At 72.7% G+C, this 18,982-nt stretch carries 21 protein-coding genes; 7 read left to right on the top strand and 14 right to left on the bottom strand.

Annotated features, from left to right (window positions below; translation table 11 throughout):
• Positions 1–302: 302 nt before the first annotated feature.
• The 5 genes from rplI to D1781_RS01135 all read right to left on the bottom strand — a co-directional run bounded on the left by rplI (position 303) and on the right by D1781_RS01135 (position 3,616).
• Complete coding sequence (rplI, locus tag D1781_RS01155) at positions 303–761, bottom strand: 50S ribosomal protein L9 (RefSeq protein ID WP_119480462.1); 459 nt, start codon at positions 759–761, stop codon at positions 303–305.
• A gap of 13 nt (positions 762–774) precedes the next feature.
• Entirely contained in the window at positions 775–1,032 is a 258-nt protein-coding gene (rpsR, locus tag D1781_RS01150; RefSeq protein ID WP_119480461.1) for a 30S ribosomal protein S18, read from the bottom strand.
• A gap of 46 nt (positions 1,033–1,078) precedes the next feature.
• The gene (locus D1781_RS01145; RefSeq protein ID WP_119480460.1) at positions 1,079–1,633 is read right to left on the bottom strand and encodes a single-stranded DNA-binding protein; all 555 of its coding nucleotides are present in this window, start codon (positions 1,631–1,633) and stop codon (positions 1,079–1,081) included.
• Between the two features lie 6 nt (positions 1,634–1,639).
• Positions 1,640–2,047, bottom strand: coding sequence for a 30S ribosomal protein S6 (gene rpsF, locus D1781_RS01140; protein WP_119480459.1), 408 nt, complete (start codon positions 2,045–2,047; stop codon positions 1,640–1,642).
• A 138-nt stretch (positions 2,048–2,185) separates the two neighbouring features.
• Positions 2,186–3,616, bottom strand: coding sequence for a CCA tRNA nucleotidyltransferase (locus D1781_RS01135; RefSeq protein ID WP_119480458.1), 1,431 nt, complete (start codon positions 3,614–3,616; stop codon positions 2,186–2,188).
• Between the two features lie 11 nt (positions 3,617–3,627).
• Between D1781_RS01135 and D1781_RS01130 the strand changes: the two genes are divergently transcribed.
• The 6 genes from D1781_RS01130 (at position 3,628) to D1781_RS01105 (ending at position 11,321) form a co-directional block, all read left to right on the top strand.
• The gene (locus D1781_RS01130) at positions 3,628–5,739 is read left to right on the top strand and encodes a DUF6049 family protein (protein WP_267899773.1); all 2,112 of its coding nucleotides are present in this window, start codon (positions 3,628–3,630) and stop codon (positions 5,737–5,739) included.
• On the top strand, positions 5,736–7,352 hold the full coding sequence (murJ, locus tag D1781_RS01125) for a murein biosynthesis integral membrane protein MurJ (protein WP_119480456.1): 1,617 nt from the start codon (positions 5,736–5,738) through the stop codon (positions 7,350–7,352). Before D1781_RS01130 ends, murJ begins: the two co-directional genes overlap by 4 nt.
• Before the next feature lie 97 nt (positions 7,353–7,449).
• A complete protein-coding gene (gene trxB, locus D1781_RS01120) occupies positions 7,450–8,481 on the top strand; it encodes a thioredoxin-disulfide reductase (protein WP_119481658.1) in 1,032 nt (343 codons plus the stop codon).
• Between the two features lie 42 nt (positions 8,482–8,523).
• Entirely contained in the window at positions 8,524–8,841 is a 318-nt protein-coding gene (trxA, locus tag D1781_RS01115) for a thioredoxin (protein WP_119480455.1), read from the top strand.
• A 192-nt stretch (positions 8,842–9,033) separates the two neighbouring features.
• Positions 9,034–10,353: an aminotransferase-like domain-containing protein gene (locus D1781_RS01110; RefSeq protein ID WP_119480454.1), complete on the top strand. Its 1,320-nt coding sequence runs from the start codon at positions 9,034–9,036 to the stop codon at positions 10,351–10,353.
• Positions 10,354–10,370: 17 nt separating this feature from the next.
• Entirely contained in the window at positions 10,371–11,321 is a 951-nt protein-coding gene (locus D1781_RS01105) for a D-alanine--D-alanine ligase family protein (RefSeq protein WP_119480453.1), read from the top strand.
• A gap of 34 nt (positions 11,322–11,355) precedes the next feature.
• Here D1781_RS01105 and D1781_RS01100 read toward each other — a convergent pair whose 3' ends face one another.
• The 9 genes from D1781_RS01100 to rpmH all read right to left on the bottom strand — a co-directional run bounded on the left by D1781_RS01100 (position 11,356) and on the right by rpmH (position 17,133).
• The gene (locus D1781_RS01100) at positions 11,356–12,114 is read right to left on the bottom strand and encodes a 2-phosphosulfolactate phosphatase (protein WP_119480452.1); all 759 of its coding nucleotides are present in this window, start codon (positions 12,112–12,114) and stop codon (positions 11,356–11,358) included.
• Between the two features lie 53 nt (positions 12,115–12,167).
• Positions 12,168–13,124, bottom strand: coding sequence for a ParB/RepB/Spo0J family partition protein (locus D1781_RS01095; RefSeq protein WP_119481657.1), 957 nt, complete (start codon positions 13,122–13,124; stop codon positions 12,168–12,170).
• A 74-nt stretch (positions 13,125–13,198) separates the two neighbouring features.
• The gene (locus D1781_RS01090) at positions 13,199–14,113 is read right to left on the bottom strand and encodes a ParA family protein (RefSeq protein ID WP_119480451.1); all 915 of its coding nucleotides are present in this window, start codon (positions 14,111–14,113) and stop codon (positions 13,199–13,201) included.
• A 39-nt stretch (positions 14,114–14,152) separates the two neighbouring features.
• On the bottom strand, positions 14,153–14,800 hold the full coding sequence (rsmG, locus tag D1781_RS01085; protein WP_119480450.1) for a 16S rRNA (guanine(527)-N(7))-methyltransferase RsmG: 648 nt from the start codon (positions 14,798–14,800) through the stop codon (positions 14,153–14,155).
• A complete protein-coding gene (locus tag D1781_RS01080) occupies positions 14,797–15,333 on the bottom strand; it encodes a Jag family protein (protein WP_119480449.1) in 537 nt (178 codons plus the stop codon). The genes rsmG and D1781_RS01080 overlap by 4 nt, the downstream gene beginning before the upstream one ends.
• On the bottom strand, positions 15,330–16,337 hold the full coding sequence (gene yidC, locus D1781_RS01075) for a membrane protein insertase YidC (protein WP_119480448.1): 1,008 nt from the start codon (positions 16,335–16,337) through the stop codon (positions 15,330–15,332). Before yidC ends, D1781_RS01080 begins: the two co-directional genes overlap by 4 nt.
• Before the next feature lie 5 nt (positions 16,338–16,342).
• Entirely contained in the window at positions 16,343–16,642 is a 300-nt protein-coding gene (yidD, locus tag D1781_RS01070) for a membrane protein insertion efficiency factor YidD (RefSeq protein ID WP_119480447.1), read from the bottom strand.
• The gene (rnpA, locus tag D1781_RS01065) at positions 16,639–16,977 is read right to left on the bottom strand and encodes a ribonuclease P protein component (RefSeq protein WP_119480446.1); all 339 of its coding nucleotides are present in this window, start codon (positions 16,975–16,977) and stop codon (positions 16,639–16,641) included. Before rnpA ends, yidD begins: the two co-directional genes overlap by 4 nt.
• A gap of 18 nt (positions 16,978–16,995) precedes the next feature.
• Entirely contained in the window at positions 16,996–17,133 is a 138-nt protein-coding gene (gene rpmH, locus D1781_RS01060; RefSeq protein WP_119480445.1) for a 50S ribosomal protein L34, read from the bottom strand.
• 380 nt (positions 17,134–17,513) lie between these two features.
• On the opposite strand from rpmH, the gene dnaA reads away from it, so the two are divergent.
• Positions 17,514–18,956: a chromosomal replication initiator protein DnaA gene (gene dnaA / locus D1781_RS01055; RefSeq protein WP_119480444.1), complete on the top strand. Its 1,443-nt coding sequence runs from the start codon at positions 17,514–17,516 to the stop codon at positions 18,954–18,956.
• Positions 18,957–18,982 lie beyond the last annotated feature (26 nt).

Here is an 18,982-nt window from a genome sequence, read left to right as displayed (position 1 = left end):
GCGCGCGCGAACGGCCTCTCCCCATGTGGAGCACCTGTGGAGAACTGCGGTCTCCGAACCCTGCGAGCAGGCCGAGAAGACCGTCTGACCAGGGGCGCAGAAGTGCACAGGCGCGCCTGGGGATAAGTCGCGTCGAGAAAGATCGCACCACGCGCGGTGGGCGTGTCGGCGTCGAGCGGGTGTCCTGCCGATGACGGTACGGCGAGCCTCCGACACCGTTCGGGGACCGATCCGACCGGGGCGGGAAGGCCGAACGGCGCCGGCCCCCGCGGGGACCGGCGCCGTTCGATGCGGAGCGCTGCTCAGCGCTTCGCGACGACCTCCAGCGTGAGGGACGCCGTGACGTCCTCGCGCAGGCGGACGGTGGCCTCGTGCGTGCCGACCGCGCGGACCGGCGCCGAGAACTCCACCGTGCGGCGGTCGATCGAGCCGAGGCCCGCCTCCGACACCGCGTCGGCGACGTCGGCGGTGGACACCGAGCCGAACAGGCGGCCGGCCTGACCGGTCCGCACCGAGATGCGGATCGGCTGCGCCTCGAGCCGCGCCTTGATGGCCTGGGCCTCCTCGAGGGACGCGGCGGCGCGCGCACGGCGCGCCTTCGCGATCTGGTCGACCTGCTTCTGGCCGCCGCGGGTCCACGCCGTGGCGAGGCCCTGGGGGACGAGGTAGTTGCGGGCGTAGCCGCCCTTCACCTCGACGATGTCGCCCGCGCTGCCGAGGCCGGAGACCTCGTGCGTGAGGATCAGCTTCGTGGTTGCCATTGCGACCCTCCGATCAGCGGCCGGAGCCGGAGTAGGGGAGCAGCGCCATCTCGCGCGCGTTCTTGACGGCGCGGGCGATGAGCCGCTGCTCCTGCACGGAGACGCCCGTGATGCGGCGGGCGCGGATCTTGCCGCGCTCCGAGATGAACTTGCGCAGGGTGGCGACGTCCTTGTAGTCGATCACCCCGACCTTGATGCGCTTCGCGGGAGCGACGGGCTTGCCGCCCTTCGTCCGCGGCTTGCGGCTGTCGCCGCGCGACTTGCCAGCCATTTCGTTTCCTTACGTCAGAAGAAGATGTTGTGAGGGGACGCGGGACTCAGAACGGGGTCTCGTCGTCGTAGGCGCCGGGGGTGCTCCAGCCGTCGTTGCCGCCGCCACCGCCGGAACCGCCCGAGGAGCCGCCCGACGGGGCGCCCCACGGGTCGTCCTGCTGCTGCGCCTGCGGACGACCGCCGCCACCGCCGCTGCCACCACCGACCTGGCCGCGACCTCCGCCGCCGCCGCCGCCGCTCGCGCGGGTGACCTGCGCCGTCGCGTACCGGAGCGAGGGGCCGATCTCGTCGACCTCGAGCTCGATCGCGGTGCGGTTCTGGCCCTCGCGGTCCTGGTAGCTGCGCTGCTTGAGGCGCCCGGTCGCGATGACGCGGGAGCCCTTCGTCAGCGAGCCGGCCACGTGCTCGGCGAAGTCGCGCCACACGCTCGCGCGGAGGAACAGCGCCTCGCCGTCCTTCCACTCGTTCGACTGGCGGTCGAACGTGCGCGGCGTCGACGCGATCGTGAAGTTCGCCACCGCGAGCCCGTTCTGCGTGTACCGCAGCTCCGGGTCGCTGGTCAGGTTGCCGACGACCGTGATGATGGTCTCGCCCGCCACGGCCGACTACCTCGCGGAGGCGGGACGGGGCGCGCGGGGACCGCGCGAACCGCGGTCGGGGCGCTCGGAGCGCTCCGGGCGGGGCTCGCCGGCGTTGTCGTTGGGCTTGCCGATGCGGGCGACCGCCTCGTCGGCGCGCAGCACCTTCGTGCGCAGCACCGCCTCGGACAGGCCCAGCTGACGGTTCAGCTCCTGCGTGGACTCGCTCGTCGCGGTGAGCTGCACGACGGCGTAGATGCCCTCGGTGTGCTTCGCGATCTCGTACGCCAGTCGGCGCCGGCCCCAGATGTCGACGTTGTCGACCGTGCCACCGTCGTTGCGGATGACACCGAGGAACCGGTCCAGACTGGGCGCGACGGTCCGCTCGTCGATGCTCGGGTCCAGGATGACCATGAGCTCGTACTTCTGCGTCACTACCCCACCTCCTCTGGTCTGAACGGCCGCGGACGATCCGCGGCAGGAGGGTGTGAACCTGCGCTCGGGCATGCTGACGCAGCCCGGGCAACCGCAACAGCGTACCCGACGCGGGCGACGCTCCGCTCGGGCCCGAGGTCAGGCCTGGCGCTGCTCCCACCAGGCGCGGAGGCGGCGGACCGCCTCCTCCTCGCCGAGGGGGCCCTCCTCCATCCGCACGTCGAGCAGGTACCGGTAGGCGGCGCCGACGTCGGGCCCCGGCCGCAGGCCGAGCTCGCGCATGATCGCCTCGCCGTCGAGGTCCGGCCGGATGGAGTCGAGCTCCTCCTGCTCCTGCAGGCGCTCGATGCGCTCCTCCAGCTCGTCGTACGCGGCCGCGAGGCGCCGCGCCTTCCGCTCGTTCCGCGTGGTGACGTCGGCCCGGGTGAGGATGTGCAGCTGCGGCAGGAGGTCGCCCGCGTCCCGCACGTAGCGGCGGACGGCCGAGTCCGTCCACGCGCCCTCGCCGTACCCGAAGAACCGCTGGTGCAGCTCGATGAGCTTCGCGATCCGGTCGACCTCCGCGTTCGGGAACCGCAGGGCCTTCAGCCGCTTCCGCGCCATCTTCGCGCCGACCACGTCGTGGTGGTGGAAGGTCACGACGCCGCCCTGCTCGAACCGCCGGGTCGACGGCTTCCCGATGTCGTGCAGCAGCGCCGCGAACCGGAGCACCACGTCGGGCACCGCTCCGGGGAACCGCTCGTGCTCGAGGTCGATCGCCTGCTGCAGCACCTGGAGGCTGTGCTGATAGACGTCCTTGTGCCGGTGCTCGCCGTCGCTGGTGAGGCGCAGCGCCGGCAGCTCCGGCAGCACGAGGTCCGCGAGGCCCGTGTCGACGAGCAGCTCGAGCCCGTGCCCGGGCCGGTCCGTGGAGACGAGCTTCACGAGTTCCTCCCGCACGCGCTCGGCGGACACCACCTCGATCCGGGGCGCGAGCGCCGTCATGGCGCGGACGCCCTCGTCGTCGAGCACGAAGCCGAGCTGGGCGGTGAAGCGGGCGGCGCGCAGCATGCGCAGCGGGTCCTCGTCGAACGACTCGACGGCGGGGGAGGGCGTCGTCAGCCGGCGGTCGAGGATCGCGGCGATGCCGTCGGAGGGGTCGACGATCGCGAGCGAGGGGAGGCGCACCGCGATCGCGTTCGACGTGAAGTCGCGGCGGCGGAGGTCGCCGTCGAGTGTGTCGCCGAACACGACCTCCGGCTTGCGCGAGGACGGCGTGTAGGCGTCCTGGCGGTACGTCGTGACCTCCACCGAGTCGCCGGCGACCCGCGCGGCGACGGTGCCGAAGGCGCGGCCGACGTCCCACATCGCGGAGGCGACGGGCTTCAGGATCGCGGCGGACTCGTCCGGGCGCGCGGAGGTCGTCAGATCGAGGTCGGTGACCGGCCGATCGAGCAGGGCGTCGCGGACGGGCCCGCCGACCAGGGCGATCTCGTGCCCGGCGGCGGTGAAGGCGTCGACCACGCGCCGGACGGACTCGCGTTCCGCGAGCGCCGTCAGCCGCGGCACGGCGGCGGCCACCGGATGCATGGCTCCAGCCTATGGAACGGGCGCGGCGTCCCCCGGTCGGGGGAGGCGTTCCGTACACTCGCCCGCATGTCGGAGCCCCTCTCGCGCGCGCCCGGCACGGGTCGGTGAGGGGCCGGCGCCTCCTCGCGGCAGCGCTCGTGGCCGTCACCGCGACGGTCGGCCTCGCCGCGCAGCCGGCGGCCGCCGCGACCGAGGACGCCTCCCTCGTGGTCGCCCCCGACGGCGGGGGGATCATCCGCAAGGACAAGGCGCTGGGTGTCGGCGTCACCGTGACGAACACGGGCCGGGACATGTTGAAGGCGGGCCGGCTGACCTTCTCGCTCGACCCGGCACCGGTCGCGAGCACGGCCGCCCTGCTGAACTCGATCCGCACGCCGCCGGAGCAGCTCCAGGGCTACCGCGCCGAGGCGACCGCCGCCGTCCCCGCGATCCCGGTCGGCGGCAGCCGGACCGTCCGCGCGACGCTGTCGAAGGAGGACCTCACCACCCTCCTGACGTCCGCGAGCGGCGCCCGCCGCCTGTACGTGCAGTTCCGCGAGCAGAACGGCGCGACCCGCGTGATCGCCGCCGCCGCCGTCGTGAAGATGGCCGGGGGCACGACGGCGTCCGTCGGCTTCGGGACGGTCCTGCCGCTGCTCGCGCCGGAGGGGACCACAGGCCTCGTCGACGCCGCCACGCAGCAGCAGCTGGCCGCCCCCGGGGGCGCCTGGTCCCGGGTGCTCGACGCCGCGCGCGCCGACCCGACCGCGACGATCGCGCTCGATCCCGCCGTCCTCGCGTCCGTCCGCCTCGCAGGCGACGCCGCGCCGCAGGACGCCCTGGACCTGCTCGCGCAGCTGGACGGGCTCCCGAACCGGTTCGTCGAGCTCCCCTACGCCGACCAGGACCTGACGCTCGAGCGCGCCGCGGGCGCGACGGCTCCGATGGGCCCCTCCGGGTTCGCCGGCGTCTCCTTCGCCGCGGCGGACCAGGCCGCCGCGACGCCCGCCCCGACGGCGACCACGGGCGCCGAGGGGCCGTCGACGGGGTCCGTCACCGCCTGGCGGTGGTCGGACGAGGAGGTCGCGTGGCCCGTGCCGGGCACGGTGCGGTCGGCCGACCTCGGCCCGCTCGGCGGGGACGGCGCCGTCCTCCTCTCCTCCGACGACGTCGCGGACACGACCGCGCGGCGCACCGCCGGTCCGCTCGCCCGGATCGGCTCGACCCGGGTGCTCGTCGCCGACAGCACCGCGTCCGCCCTGCTCGCCACGGCGAGCGCCGGCGGCACCCCCGGCGACGCCGCGCTGTCGACGCTGGTCGGCGTGCTGGCCGCTGCGGCCGTGAGCGGCGAGACCGACGCCTACCTCGCCGCGGTGGGGCGAGGCAGCGACACCGCGCAGCTCGCGCGGGTGCTGTCGCTGCTCGGCGATCAGCCGTGGATCCGCGGCCGGGACCTGCCGGCCCTGCTGGGCGCCGACGACCCGCAGGGCGTCCGCCTGAAGGGCGGCTCGGTCGCGCCGTCCCGCGTCGCGACCGCGAAGGAGCTCCTGGGCGGCGAGCGCGAGGTGCGGCAGCTCGGCAAGGCGATCACCGGCGACGCCGGCCAGGTCGTGGACCCGCAGCGGCTCGCGCTGCTCGGCGTGCTCTCGTCGTCGTGGCGGAGCGACGACACGGGGTGGCGCGCCGCGGCGCAGACCGCGGAGCAGGCGTTCTCCGGCGTGACCGGCGCCGTGAAGCTCGCGTCCGGCGCCGAGAGCAACGCGATCGGCACCGACGGCACCCTCCGGGTGCGGGTCACGAACGACCTGCCCGAGCCGGTCGTGCTGACCGTCAGGGCGTCCGCGAGCAACGGCCGCCTGCAGTTCCAGGACGGCTCCTCGACCGTGACCGTGCCGGCCCGCGCGGGCAACGTCGCCAAGATCGCGTACAAGTCGATCACCAACGGCTCCACCGTGGTGACCCTCCGGCTGCAGACCGCCGACGGCGTGCTGCTCGCGCAGGACCAGCGCGACGTCGCCGTCCAGGCCGGGTTCGACGCCGTCGTCGCGGGGATCCTGCTCGGCGCCCTCGCCCTGCTGCTCGCGATCGGCGTCTACCGGAACATCACGCGCCGGCGCTCGCCGCGCTCGGCGGCGACCGCATGAGCAGCGGCGTCGGCAGGGCGAGCGCGCTCCTCGCGTCCGGGACGATCGTGTCCCGGGTCCTCGGCTTCACCCGCACCATCGTGCTGACCGGCGTGCTGAGCGGCCAGACCACCATCGTCGGGAACGCGCTGACGAACGCGACGCAGATGCCGACGAGCCTCTACGCGCTGATCGGAGGCGGTCTCGTGAGCGCGGTGCTCGTGCCGCAGACCATCCGCGCGAGTCGGGGCGCGGACGGCGGCGTCGCCTACGTCAACAAGCTGCTGACCATCGCCATCGTCGCGATCGGACTGCTGACCGTCGTGCTGACGATCGCCGCGCCGCTGCTGATGCACCTCACCATCAGCGACCGCCGCACCTACGAGGTCGCAGTGCCGTTCGCGTTCTGGTCGATGCCGCAGATCTTCTTCCTCGGCATGTACGCCGTCCTCGGCGAGGTCCTGAACGCGCGTCGCCGCTTCGGCGCCTACACCTGGGCTCCGGTCGCGAACAACGTGATCGCGGTGGCGGTGCTGGCGATCTTCCTCGTGCTGTTCGGCAGCGTGTCCAAGTTCCGCAGCACCCCGCTCGATCCGGCGCAGACGGCGGTGCTCGCCGGCGGCACCACCGCGGGCATCGCGGTGCAGGCGCTGGTCCTGGCGCTGGTGTGGAAGCGCGCCGGCCTGTCGTTCCGGCCGGACTTCCACTGGCGGGGCGTCGGTCTGCGGGCGACGGGGCAGGCCGCGGGGTGGACCTTCGGGATGCTCGTCCTGACGCAGGCCGCCGGGTTCCTGCAGGGCTACGTCGCGACCGGCGCCTCGGGGCCGACCACGCCGTCGACGTTCGCACTCGCGAACTCCTGGCTGCTGTTCATGCTGCCGCACTCGATCATCACCGTGTCCTTGGCGACCGTCTTCTATCCCCGGATGAGCGAGCACGCCGCAGAGGGGGACCTGCCTGCGCTGCGGGACGACCTGAGCACGGTGCTGCGCACGGTGCTGCTGGTGATCGGCCTCGCCACCGCCGTCCTGCTCGCGGCGGCGGCGCCGGTGACCGCGATCTTCAGCGGGACGAAGGACCTCAGCACGGCGGCGGAGGCGCACGCCGTGGCTCCTGTGCTCGTCGCGTACGTGCTGGGCCTGATCCCCTTCACCGTCCTGTACGTCGTGCAGCGCTGCTTCTACGCGCTGGCGGACACGCGCACCCCGTTCCGGTTCACGCTCGTCCAGCTGGTCGTGGTCGTGCCGGGCATCCTCGCCTGCACGCTGCTGCCGCACGCGTGGACCGCGGTCGGCATCGCTGCGGTGATCTCGATCGGCGGCACCGTGCAGCTCGTGGTCGCGCTCGCGCTGCTGCGCCGCCGCCTCGGGCCCCTCGGAGACCGCCACCTCGCCGCAGGGCTGCGGCGCATCGCGCTGGCCGGAGTGCCCGCGCTCGCCGCCGGGGTGCTCGTGCTCTGGGCGACCGGCGGCCTGGCGGACGGTTGGTCCGTCTCGTCGACGATCGGCGGCGCGGTCGGCGCCCTGCTCATCGCCGTCGTCTGCGCCGCGGTCTACGCGATCGTCCTGGCCCTCCTGCGGGCCCCCGAGATCCGCATGGCGACGGACCTCGTGCGGTCGCGGCTGCGCCGCTGACCCGATCCTCCCCCGACCGGGGGCGCGACCCCGACGGGCGGAATAGCGCTCCGCCGGTTACCGTTTCACCCCCCGCAGGTCGAGACAGGGAGTGGACATGCGTCAGGTGATCATCATCGGGTCGGGCCCCGCGGGGTACACCGCGGCGATCTACGCCTCCCGCGCCCAGCTGGAGCCGCTGCTCATCGCCAGCTCGGTCGAGGCGGGCGGCGAGCTCATGAACACCACCGACGTCGAGAACTACCCCGGCTTCCCCGAGGGGATCATGGGCCCGGACCTCATGGAGAACATGCGGCTCCAGGCCGAGAAGTTCGGCACCGAGATCGTGCTCGAGGACGTCACCGCGGTGGAGCTCGACGGCGACGTCAAGCGCGTCCACGTCGGCGAGGGCAAGTACCACAAGGTCTACGAGGCCCTGACGGTCGTCGTCGCCAGCGGCTCCGCGTACCGCAAGCTCGGCGTGACCGGCGAGGACCGCCTGTCCGGCCACGGCGTCTCGTGGTGCGCGACCTGCGACGGCTTCTTCTTCCGCGGCAAGGAGATCGCGGTCGTCGGCGGCGGCGACTCGGCGATGGAGGAGGCGACCTTCCTCACGAAGTTCGCCGACAAGGTCCACCTGATCCACCGCGGCGACTCGCTGCGCGCGTCGAAGATCATGCAGGACCGCGCGTTCGAGGACCCGAAGATCGAGTTCCAGTGGAACTCGACGATCGAGGAGATCCAGGGCGGCGACCTCGTGGACGGCGTGACGCTCAAGTCGACGAACGGCGGCGAGGACCGGCACCTGCCCCTCGACGGCGTCTTCATCGCGATCGGCAACGACCCGCGCACGGACCTCGTCAAGGACCAGCTCGAGCTGACCCCCGAGGGCACCATCAAGGTCGAGGGCCGCTCGTCGCGCACCTCGATCCCCGGCGTCTTCGCCGCGGGCGACGTGATCGACCCGACGTACCGGCAGGCGATCACCGCCGCCGCGTCCGGCACGGTCGCGGCCCTCGACGCGGAGCACTACCTGGCCTCCCTCCCCGCGGACCTGCTGAGCCGCGCGAAGGGCGACACCCGGCCGGGCGAGGCGCCGGCTTCCGGCGCGACGTTCACGCCGGACGGCACCCTGGTCGGCCAGGCGTAGAGTGCCCACTCGTTCCTCTTCATCACTAGGAGTGATTGCGCGATGCGCGAAGTGACGGATGCGACGTTCGAGCAGGACGTCCTCAAGTCCGACAAGCCGGTCCTCGTCGACTTCTGGGCCGCGTGGTGCGGTCCGTGCCGCCGGGTCGGTCCGGTGCTCGCCGAGATCGCCGAGGAGCACGCCGACAAGATCGAGATCGTCAAGCTCAACGTCGACGAGAACCCCGAGACGGCGATGAAGTACCAGATCACCTCGATCCCGGCGATGAAGCTCTACTCGAACGGCGAGGTCGTGAAGACGGTCATCGGCGCCAAGCCGAAGCCCGCCATCGAAGCCGACCTCGCCGCCGTCCTGGCCTGACAGCCCCCGATCCGATCGGCCTTCTCGTCGCCCCGCGACGGGCGGGATCCACGGGCGGGGGCCAGCACCCCGGCAGGACGAATCGACTCCAGCAGGACGAGACCAGTCTTGGATCCCTCCTGCCTCCGGTGCATTCGTCCTGCTGGGGCCTCGCGCGCACCGCGTGCGAGGAAGCACTGAGAAGGCACTGACGTGAGCGACCTCCGCCCGACCGGCACCGGAACCGACCTCGACCCGTGGCTCGCCACGTACGCCGAGCGGGCTTCCGGCCTGGCCGCCAGCGAGGTCAGGGCGCTGTTCGCCGTGGCCTCGCGCCCCGAGGTCGTCTCCCTCGCGGGCGGCATGCCCTACGTCCGCGCGATCCCGCGCGAGCTCGTCGCGGGCGCGATCGACCGGATGCTGCTCGCGGACGCGCCCGCCGCGCTCCAGTACGGCTCCGGCCAGGGCCTCCCCCGGCTGCGCGAGCACATCGTCGAGGTGATGGCGGAGGAGGGCATCGCCGCCTCCCCCGACGACGTCGTGACGACGACCGGGTCGCAGCAGGCGATCGACCTCGTCACGAAGCTCTTCATCGACCCGGGCGACGTGATCCTCGCCGAGGGGCCGAGCTACGTGGGCGCCCTCGGCGTCTTCAAGTCGTACCAGGCGCGGGTGGTCCACCTGCCCATGGACGCCGACGGCCTGGTGCCGGAGGTGCTCGAGGCGGCGATCCTCGAGCAGCGCGCCGCGGGACGCACGGTCAAGTTCCTCTACACGATCCCGAACTTCCACAACCCCGCCGGCATCACGCTCTCCGCCGAGCGCCGGCCCCGGGTCGTCGAGATCTGCCGTCGCCTCGGCGTGCTGATCGTCGAGGACAACCCGTACGGGCTGCTCTGGTTCGACGCGCCGCCGCCCCCGCCGCTGCAGACCCTCGATCCGGAGGGCGTCGTCTACCTCGGGTCGTTCTCGAAGACGTTCGCGCCCGGCTTCCGCGTGGGCTGGGCCGTCGCGCCGCACGCGATCCGGGAGAAGCTCGTGCTCGCCGCCGAGTCGGCGATCCTCTCGCCGTCGAGCTTCAACCACCTCCTGATCGCCGAGTACCTGGAGACGGTGGACTGGCGCGCCCAGATCGCCCGGTTCCGCGACGTGTACCGCGAGCGCCGCGACGCCATGCTCGCCGCGCTGCAGACGTACCTGCCGAACCTCACCTGGAACGAGCCGAACGGCGGCTTCTACATCTGGGTGGGCCTGCCGGGCGAGCTGCACTCGAAGCAGATGCTGCCCCGCGCCGTGCGCGAGCTCGTCGCCTACACGCCCGGCACCGGCTTCTACGCCGACGGCTCCGGCGGCCGTGAGATGCGGCTCTCGTTCTGCTACCCGACGCCGGAGGACATCGCGATCGGCATCCAGCGGCTCGCGACCGTGGTGAACGGGGAGCTGGAGCTCGTCCGCGCCTTCGCCGGCACCGGCTCGCTCGCGCCGCGACGGGACGACCGGGCCGTCGGCGCCCCGCCGCCCGACCTGCGCTGAGACCCCGAGGAGAACTCATGGCCGGAACGACCTCCGTGGTGGTGCTCTCGGGCGGCATCTCGCACGAGCGCGACGTGTCCCTGCGGTCCGGGCGGCGCGTGGTCGACGCGCTGTCCCGGCTCGGCTGGCGGGTGAGCACGGCGGAGCCGGACGCGAAGCTGCTGCCGCTCCTCCTCGAGCGCCGCCCGGACGTCGTCTGGCCGGCGCTGCACGGCGCGAGCGGGGAGGACGGCTCCCTGCGGGCGCTGCTCGACGTGTCCGGCCTCCCCTACATCGGCAGCCGCGGCCCCGCGGCCCGGCTGGCCTGGGACAAGCCGACCGCCAAGCGGCTCGTGGAGGTCGCCGGCGGTGCGACGCCCGCCTCGGTCACCCTGACGCGGGAGGTGTTCCGGGAGATCGGCGCCCGCAGCGCGATCGACACGATCCTCGGGTCGATGACCGACGGGCTGGTCGTGAAGCCGGCCCGCGGCGGCTCCGCGCAGGGCGTCACCGTCGTCGACACGGCCGAGCAGCTGCCGCGCGCCCTGATGGACGCGTTCACGTACGCGGACGAGGCGCTCATCGAGCAGCGGGTCGTCGGCACCGAGATCGCCGTCGGCGTGCTGGACGGCGACGACGGCCCGGCCGCGCTGCCGGCCGTCGAGATCGTGCCCCGCAGCGGGTTCTACGGGTTCGAGGAGCGCTACACCGCGGGGGAGACGCGCTTCTACACGCCCGCGCGGCTCGATCCGGCCGTGGCGGCCGCGGCGGGGGAGCTCGCCGTGCTCGCGCACCGCGCGATGGGCCTGCGGCACCTCTCGCGGGCGGACCTCATCGTCGACGCGTCGGGACGGCCGTGGTTCCTGGAGTCGAACGTGATGCCCGGGCTGACCGAGACGAGCCTCCTGCCGCAGGCGATCCTGTCGACCGGTCGGGACCTCTCCTCCGCCTACGCGGCGATCACGGAGCGCGCCCTCGCCGAGGCCTGATCCGCGCGATCGTGTTCACGGGTCAGGGGTCCGGTCACCGGATCCCCTGCTCCGTGAACCCCTGGTGCGTGAAGACGCCGTCGACGAGGCGGGGGACGGCGGTGCTCGCGTCCTCCTCCGCGGCGATCGCGACGTCCTCCGCGAAGCCCGCCTCCGACAGCTCGAGCGCGCTCGCCAGCCCGGCGAGGGGGAGGGCACGGCGGGCGGCGCTCCGGTAGGCGTCCGCCGCCGCGAGCGCCTCGGGCGAGGCGAGCCGGTCGCGTCCGAGCGCGGCCAGCACCGCCCCGGCGCCCCACACGTCCTCCCACGCGGGACGCGACGATCCGTCGCTCCAGCGCTCCCCCGCAGCGACGACCGCGACCGACGCGGCCGCGTCGCGCGCGAGATGCTGCGCGCAGGCCGCGGCGACGGCGGACGCGTTGCGGAGGGACCCCGCGACGACCTCGCCCCGCTCCGCGAGCGCCGCGCTGAGCGTCGCCCCGTTCGGCGACGGCAGCACGAGCCGCTCCACGCCTCGCGCCCGCCGGATCGACGCCGGCGACAGGCTCGTGCCGGATCCGGTCCGCGGCCCCGCGAGCACCGCCCCGTGCTCCTCCGCGAGCCGCGCCGCGCGCTCGTCGCGCAGCGGCGCGGGGATCACGGCGATCCCCCGGTCGGCGGCGACGCTGACGCAGGTCGTGAAGGACAGCACGTCGACCACGACCACCAGCACGGCGTCGCCCGTGGCGATCGCGCGCCCGCCCTCGAGCCCCTGCTCGAAGCGGATGCGGCTCCCGGCCTGCGAGGTGCTCACGCTTCTGGACGCCTTCGCGGCGGCGCGGCGTCCAGAAGCGTGAGCAACGTGGCCTACTTGCGGCGGAGGGCCGCCGTGCGCTGGGCGAGCATGCGCTCGCGCGCCTCGCCCTCCTCCCACTTCTCCTCGCCGATCTCCTCGAGGATGCGGTTGAGGTCCGCGACCGACCCGAAGTCGATGACGATCCGGCCGCTCTTCGCGTTGAGGTCGACGCGGACGCGGGTGTCGAAGCGCGAGCCGAGCTTGTCGGCGATGTGGTCGAGCCCCTCGTTGCGGCGGCCGGTCGCCTTCTTCGGCTTCGCGGGGCCCGCCAGGCGGATCGCCGCGGCCTCCGCCTGCCGCACGTTGAGGTCCTCGACGACGATCTTGTCGACGAGCCGGTCCATCAGCTCCGGGTCCACGACGGACAGCACCGCGCGGGCGTGGCCAGGCGTGATGACGCCCGACGCGACCTTGCGCTGGATGTGCTCGGGGAGGCGGAGGAGCCGGATCGTGTTCGTGATCGTCGTCCGGTTGCGCCCGATGCGCATCCCGAGCTCCTCGTGCGTGATGCCGAAGTCGTCGATCAGCTGCTGGTAGGCGCTCGCCTCCTCCAGCGGCGTCAGCTGCAGGCGGTGGAGGTTCTCGAGGAGCGCCTCCTGCAGCATCTGCTCGTCGGCGGTGTCCTTGACGACCGCCGGGATGAAGCGCAGGCCGGCCGCCTTGGAGGCGCGGAGGCGGCGCTCGCCCATGACGAGCTCGAACTTCGCGTCCTCGCCCTCGGGCAGCGGCCGCACCACGATCGGCTGCAGGACGCCGTTCTCCTGCACCGAGTGCACGAGCTCGGCCATGCCCTGCTCGTCGAACTCGCGCCGGGGCTGCTGCGGGTTCGGCCGGATCTCGTCGGGGACGAGCGCGACCAGGCGCAGGCCCGGGACCGGCTGCAGGTCGTCGGCGGGCGCCTCGGGCGCGCGGCCGAAGTAGACGTCGGAGGGCCGGGTCTGGTCCAGGGGCCGGTCGTCGTCCGGCATCAGCAGCGCGCCGATGCCGCGACCGAGCCGCTGGGACCGCGCCGGGGCGGCCTGGCCGGAGGGCCGCGCCGCGCTCACGCCGCGACCGCCCGTCGGGCGATCTCGCCGGCGGCCTCGAGGTACGAGATCGCGCCGGGGGAGTTGGGGTCGTAGGTGATCACGCTCTGCCCGTGGCTCGGGGCCTCCGAGATGCGGACCGCCCGCGGGATGACGCTGCCGAGCACCTGCTCGGGGAAGTGCTTCCGCACGTCGTCGGCCACGTCGTTCGCGAGGCGCGTGCGGCCGTCGAACATCGTGAGCAGGATCGTCGAGACCGAGAGGGTCGGGTTGAGGTGCTTCTCGATCAGGTCGACGTTGCGCAGCAGCTGCGACAGGCCCTCGAGCGCGTAGTACTCGCACTGGATCGGGATGAGCACCTCGGTCGCCGCGACGAACGCGTTGATCGTCAGCAGGCCGATCGACGGCGGGCAGTCGATGAAGACGTAGTCGAAGCGCTCCTCCGCGCTCTGCAGGTAGGCGCTGAGGGCGGTGCGGAGGCGCTGCTCGCGGGCGACGAGCGAGACGAGCTCGATCTCCGCGCCGGCGAGGTGGATCGTGGCGGGGGCGCACCAGAGCGTGTCGAACTCCGGGCTCTTCTGCACGACGTCCGACAGCGGGGCGTCGCCGACGATGACGTCGTAGACGCTGATGGTGTCGTGCCGGTGCTCGACCCCGAGCGCCGTGGAGGCGTTGCCCTGCGGGTCGAGGTCGATGGCGAGCACGCGCATGCCCGACTTCGCGAGCGCGGCGGCGAGGTTGACGGTCGTCGTCGTCTTGCCGACGCCGCCCTTCTGGTTCGCCACGGTGAAGATGCGCGTCTCGCGGGGCCTCGGCAGCGCGTTGCCCTTCAGGCGCGCGCGCCGCGCGGTGAGGTCCGCGAGCTCGCGGGCGAGGGGCGTCGACTCGTCGAAGCCCGACCCTCGCGAGTCGAGCGCTGAGCTGGGTGTCACTTCGATCCTCAGGTCAAGTGGGTGTACCCCGAACAGGGGTCAAACCGGCAGAGTAGCCACCAGGACCCGGGTTTCGAGGGACGCCATGCCGCGTCCTGCGATCTCGACGTGCACGTCCTCGAGCCCCAGGCGGCGGATCGCCTTCTCCGCCTTCGCGATCTCCGCCTCCACGGAGGCGCCCTTCAGCAGCGCGAGCCGGCCGCCCGGCCTCGCGAGCGGCGCCGTGATCGGCAGCAGCCCGCTCAGCGCGCCGACCGCACGGGCGGTGACGACGTCGAACCGGCCGCGCGGCGCGTCCTCGGCCCGGGACCGCTCGACCACGACGTTCTTCAGCCCGAGGCGCGCCGTCTCCTCCTCGAGCCAGGCGACGCGGCGCTCCATCGGCTCGATCAGGGTCACGCGCAGATCGGGGCGCGCGGCGGCGATCACCAGCCCCGGCAGGCCGGCGCCGCTGCCGACGTCGGCGACGGTCGCACCCTGCGGCAGGAAGGGGGACAGCAGACCGCTGTTCACGACGTGCCGCGACCAGAGCCGCGACGGCTCGAGCGGGCCGATCAGCCCGAGGACGATGCCGTGCTCGGCGAGGTCGGCGACGTAGCGGCGGACCACGGGCAGCCGGTCGCCGAAGACCTGCGCGGCCTCCGGCGGCTCCGGCTCGAGCGCCTCGGAGCGGGGCTCCTCGCTCACGCCGGTGTCAGCACGATGTGCCGGTCGGAGCCCTCCCCCTCGGAGTGCGACTGGAGCCCGCGCTCCGCGGCGAGGTCGTGCACCAGCTTCCGCTCGTACGACGACATCGGCTCGAACGGCACGGCGTCGGCGCCGTCGGCGATGCGCGCGGCCGCCGACTCGACGAGCCCGGCGAGCTCGCGGGAGCGCTGGTCGCGGCTGCCGCCGATGTCGAGCGTGAGGCGGGCGAAGCCGCCGGTGCGGGTCTGCACCGCGAGCCGGGTGAGCTCCTGGAGCGCGCCGACGGTCTCGGGCGCGGACAGCAGCCGCAGGTCGCCGCCCGTCACCTTGATCGTCGTGCGGCCGTGCTCGTCCTCGATCTCGATGTCCCCGTCGAGGTCGGAGATGTCGAGCAGCTCCTCGACGTAGTCCGCGGCGATGTCGCCGATGTCCTCGCTGCCCGCCTCGGCGTCGAGCGCGGCCTGCAGGCCGGTCACGTCGTCCTCGACCGGGGTGTTCGCGTCCGCGCCGTGCTGAGGCTCTCGAAGTGTCATGCCCGTCGTTCTCCCGTCCGCTTGGCCCGCGCGCGGCCCACCGGCTGCGTGCGCTGCGTGTTCGCCCGCGGCTGCGGGGCCTCGACCTCGGGCGCTTCCAGCGGCTCGCCGGTGCGCTCGCGCTTGCGCTCCGCCTTCTTCGCGAGACGCGCCTCGCGGGCCTTGGCGGCCTCGCTGCCCGGCGTCGGCGAGTTGCGGATCACGATGAACTGCTGGCCCATCGTCCACAGGTTGGAGAAGACCCAGTAGAACATCACGCCCAGCGGGAACGCGATGCCGGAGAAGATGAAGACCAGCGGAAGGATGTACAGCAGCATCTTCTGCTGGCGGTACATGGGGCTCGCGGCCGTCTCGGGCGAGACGTTCTTCGACATGATCTGCAGCTGCGTGATGAACTGCGTGACCGTCATCAGCGCGACCATGAAGATGCCGACGATCACGACGAGCAGGTCGCCCGAGGTGCCGCCCTTGCCCAGGGCGTTGATGCCGGAGCCGATGGTCTCGTGCAGCGGGGCGCCGAACAGGCTCGAGGCGCCGAAGGAGTTCGCGAGGTCCGGGGTGAGCAGGCCGACGCCGCCGCGGTCCGGGTCGCGCTGCGCGGTCTCCAGCACCTGGAACAGGCTGAAGAAGATCGGCATCTGCGCGACGAGCGGCAGGCAGGAGGAGAACGGGCTCGTCCCGTGGTGGCGGTAGAGCTCCATCGTCTCCCGGCTCATCGCCTCGCGGGAGAACTGGTCGCGCTTGCCCTTGTACTTCTCCTGGATCTTCTTCAGCTGCGGCGCCAGCTCCAGCATCTTGCGCTGGCTCTTGATCTGCCGGACGAAGAGGGGGATCAGGGCCGAGCGGACCACGATCACGAGGCCGAGGATCGACAGGATCCAGGTCAGGCCGTCGCCGGGCTGCAGGCCGATCGAGGACCAGAAGGCGTGGAAGCCGACCAGGATCGCCTCGATCACCCATTTGAACGGCCACAGGACGAGGCCGAAGATGTCTGGGATGCCCATGGGGTTCAGCCTCCCGGCTGCTCTGCCGGCCGAACGAAGCCGTGCGTGGTGATGCGGTACGAGGGACGGAGCCGGGCGGGCGGGTCGTCGACCCCGCCGCGCGACCACGGGTTGCAGCGGAGGACGCGCCACACCGCCAGAGACGTTCCGACGACGGCTCCCGACTGCTGCACGGCCTCGAGGGCGTAGCGGGAGCAGGAGGGATGGTACCTGCAGACGTCGCCGTAGAGGGGCGAGACCACGGCGCGGTACAGACGCAGCACCGCGATCAGGGCGTTGCGCGGCAGGAGCAGCAGGGTCGTCATGCGCGCTCCTGCAGCACGCCGACCAGCCGGCGCAGCTCGCCGTCGATCTGGTCGAAGTCGGCCGACGCCGCGGACGGCAGGGCGCGGACGACGACGTCGAGCCCGCGCACGTCCTGCGCGAGCGACCAGCCGACGGCCTTCATGCGGCGCCGGACCTTGTTGCGCACGACGGCCTTGCCGACGTTGCGCGCGACGATGACCCCCATCCGCATCGGCGAGTCGGGGGAGGAGCGCCGCCCGTAGGCGAGCACCAGCGCACCGCGGGCCTTCCGGCCGGAGCGGACCAGGCGGCGGTAGTCCGTCGCCGAGACGATCCGGTTCGCCTTCGCGAGCACGGGGGGAGGGTCGGGCCCCTACGCCGAGAGCTCGGTGCGGCCCTTGGCGCGGCGCGCGGAGAGGATGGCGCGGCCGGCGCGGGTGCGCATGCGCAGGCGGAAGCCGTGCACCTTGGCCCGGCGGCGGTTGTTCGGCTGGAACGTGCGCTTCGTCACTCTGGTCACCTCGTGTGATCGGCTGCGCCGCAGCGCCCGGGGGCCCGGGCGGGGCGCGAAGTCGTGGGGCGCGAAGAACGCGCCGCGGAACCGGAACACACTACATCACGGCTCCCCCACCCCTCGGACGAGGGACGAATTCCACAGGTGTGATTCGTCGTTGTCCCCAGGTCTGGGCTCGTGCTTCCGGGCTCCTCCGCGGCGTTTCTCCACACACAGGAAGCGCGCCTGTGGAGACTTGCCTGCGGAAACAGGCGGGCGTTACGGTGGGCCCTCGTCGCTCCCGGCACCCGACTGGAGCGCAGGTCTCCGCCAGGCGCCGCCCCCGTGCGCCGCCTTCGTCGCGCACGCACCCCGGGAGATCGAGGAGGGATGGGTCGATGACGGACGTGGCCGTGGACGCGTGGACCAGGATCCGCGCCACCCTCGCCACCGATCCCCGCGTCGGCCCGCAGCTGCAGGGCTTCGTCAGCCTCGTCGAGCCCAAGGGCGTCATGGCCGGCGTGCTCTACCTCGAGGTGCCCAACGACTTCTCGCGCTCGATGCTCGAGCAGCGCGGGCGCGTCCCGCTCACGGAGGCGATCTCCGCGCTCGACGGCGAGTTCGAGATCCACACCTTCGCCGTCACGGTGAACCCCGACATCGTCCCGGACTACTCCTCGGCCCCGGCGCCCGCACCGGTGCCGGCCGCGGCCCCCGCCTCCTCCGCCTCGCCCGCCGCCCGCACCGCGTCGGTGGCCGTGGAGGCGGCGCCCGAGACGCCGGTCGTCCCGGCGGGCACGGAGTCGCGCCTCAACGAGCGGTACACGTTCGAGACGTTCGTCATCGGCTCGTCGAACCGCTTCGCGCACGCCGCGGCCTTCGCGGTCGCGGAGTCGCCCGCGAAGGCCTACAACCCGCTCTTCATCTACGGCGGCTCCGGCCTCGGCAAGACCCACCTCCTGCACTCCATCGGGCACTACTCGATGGGCCTCTACCCCGGGATCCGGGTGCGGTACGTGTCGAGCGAGGAGTTCACGAACGACTTCATCAACTCGATCGCGACGAACCGGACGCAGCAGTTCCAGGCGCGCTACCGGGACGTCGACGTCCTGCTGATCGACGACATCCAGTTCCTGTCGGGCAAGGACTCCACGCAGGAGGCCTTCTTCCACACCTTCAACACCCTGCACGACCACAACAAGCAGGTGGTCATCACCTCCGACCTCGCGCCGCGGCAGCTGACGGGGTTCGAGGACCGGATGCGGTCCCGCTTCGAGCAGGGCCTGATCACGGACGTGCAGATCCCGGACCTCGAGACCCGCATCGCGATCCTCCGCAAGCGGGCGCAGAACGAGCAGATCCAGGTCCCCGACGACATCCTCGAGTTCATGGCCTCGAAGGTCTCGAGCAACATCCGGGAGCTCGAGGGCACGCTGATCCGGGTCACCGCCTACGCGAGCCTGACCCGGGCCCCGGTCGACCTGCAGCTGGTGCAGACGGTGCTGAAGGACCTCATCACCCTCGACGAGGACAACGTCATCGCGCCGGGCGACATCATCGAGGCGGTCGCGGCGTACTTCAAGCTCTCGACCGACGACCTCTTCGGGTCGAGCCGGTCGCAGCAGATCGCCTCCGCCCGCCAGATCGCGATGTACCTGTGCCGCGAGCTGACGAGCCTGTCGCTGCCGAAGATCGGCCAGCTGTTCGGCGGTCGCGACCACACCACCGTGATGTACGCGAACAAGAAGATCAGCGAGCTCATGAAGGAGCGCCGCTCGATCTACAACCAGGTCACCGAGCTGACGAGCCGCATCAAGCAGGAGCAGCGCTACCGCCGCTGAGCCCGCCCGCGCCCTCTCGTGCGGTA

This window comes from Amnibacterium setariae (assembly GCF_003581425.1).
Classification (GTDB): Bacteria; Actinomycetota; Actinomycetes; order Actinomycetales; family Microbacteriaceae; genus Amnibacterium; species Amnibacterium setariae.
The sequence above is the reverse complement of the archived record's forward strand: the minus strand, read 5'-3'. Positions and strand labels throughout refer to the sequence as shown.

Bases quoted from the DNA above. Each gene is read 5' to 3' on its own strand.
- rplI (WP_119480462.1), bottom strand. From the start codon at position 761: ATGGCAACCACGAAGCTGATCCTCACGCACGAGGTCTCCGGCCTCGGC.
- rpsR (WP_119480461.1), bottom strand. From the start codon at position 1,032: ATGGCTGGCAAGTCGCGCGGCGACAGCCGCAAGCCGCGGACGAAGGGC.
- D1781_RS01135 (WP_119480458.1), bottom strand. From the start codon at position 3,616: ATGCATCCGGTGGCCGCCGCCGTGCCGCGGCTGACGGCGCTCGCGGAA.
- D1781_RS01130 (WP_267899773.1), top strand. From the start codon at position 3,628: ATGGAACGGGCGCGGCGTCCCCCGGTCGGGGGAGGCGTTCCGTACACT.
- murJ (WP_119480456.1), top strand. From the start codon at position 5,736: ATGAGCAGCGGCGTCGGCAGGGCGAGCGCGCTCCTCGCGTCCGGGACG.
- trxB (WP_119481658.1), top strand. From the start codon at position 7,450: ATGCGTCAGGTGATCATCATCGGGTCGGGCCCCGCGGGGTACACCGCG.
- trxA (WP_119480455.1), top strand. From the start codon at position 8,524: ATGCGCGAAGTGACGGATGCGACGTTCGAGCAGGACGTCCTCAAGTCC.
- D1781_RS01105 (WP_119480453.1), top strand. From the start codon at position 10,371: ATGGCCGGAACGACCTCCGTGGTGGTGCTCTCGGGCGGCATCTCGCAC.
- D1781_RS01095 (WP_119481657.1), bottom strand. From the start codon at position 13,124: ATGCCGGACGACGACCGGCCCCTGGACCAGACCCGGCCCTCCGACGTC.
- D1781_RS01080 (WP_119480449.1), bottom strand. From the start codon at position 15,333: ATGACACTTCGAGAGCCTCAGCACGGCGCGGACGCGAACACCCCGGTC.
- yidC (WP_119480448.1), bottom strand. From the start codon at position 16,337: ATGGGCATCCCAGACATCTTCGGCCTCGTCCTGTGGCCGTTCAAATGG.
- yidD (WP_119480447.1), bottom strand. From the start codon at position 16,642: ATGACGACCCTGCTGCTCCTGCCGCGCAACGCCCTGATCGCGGTGCTG.
- dnaA (WP_119480444.1), top strand. From the start codon at position 17,514: ATGACGGACGTGGCCGTGGACGCGTGGACCAGGATCCGCGCCACCCTC.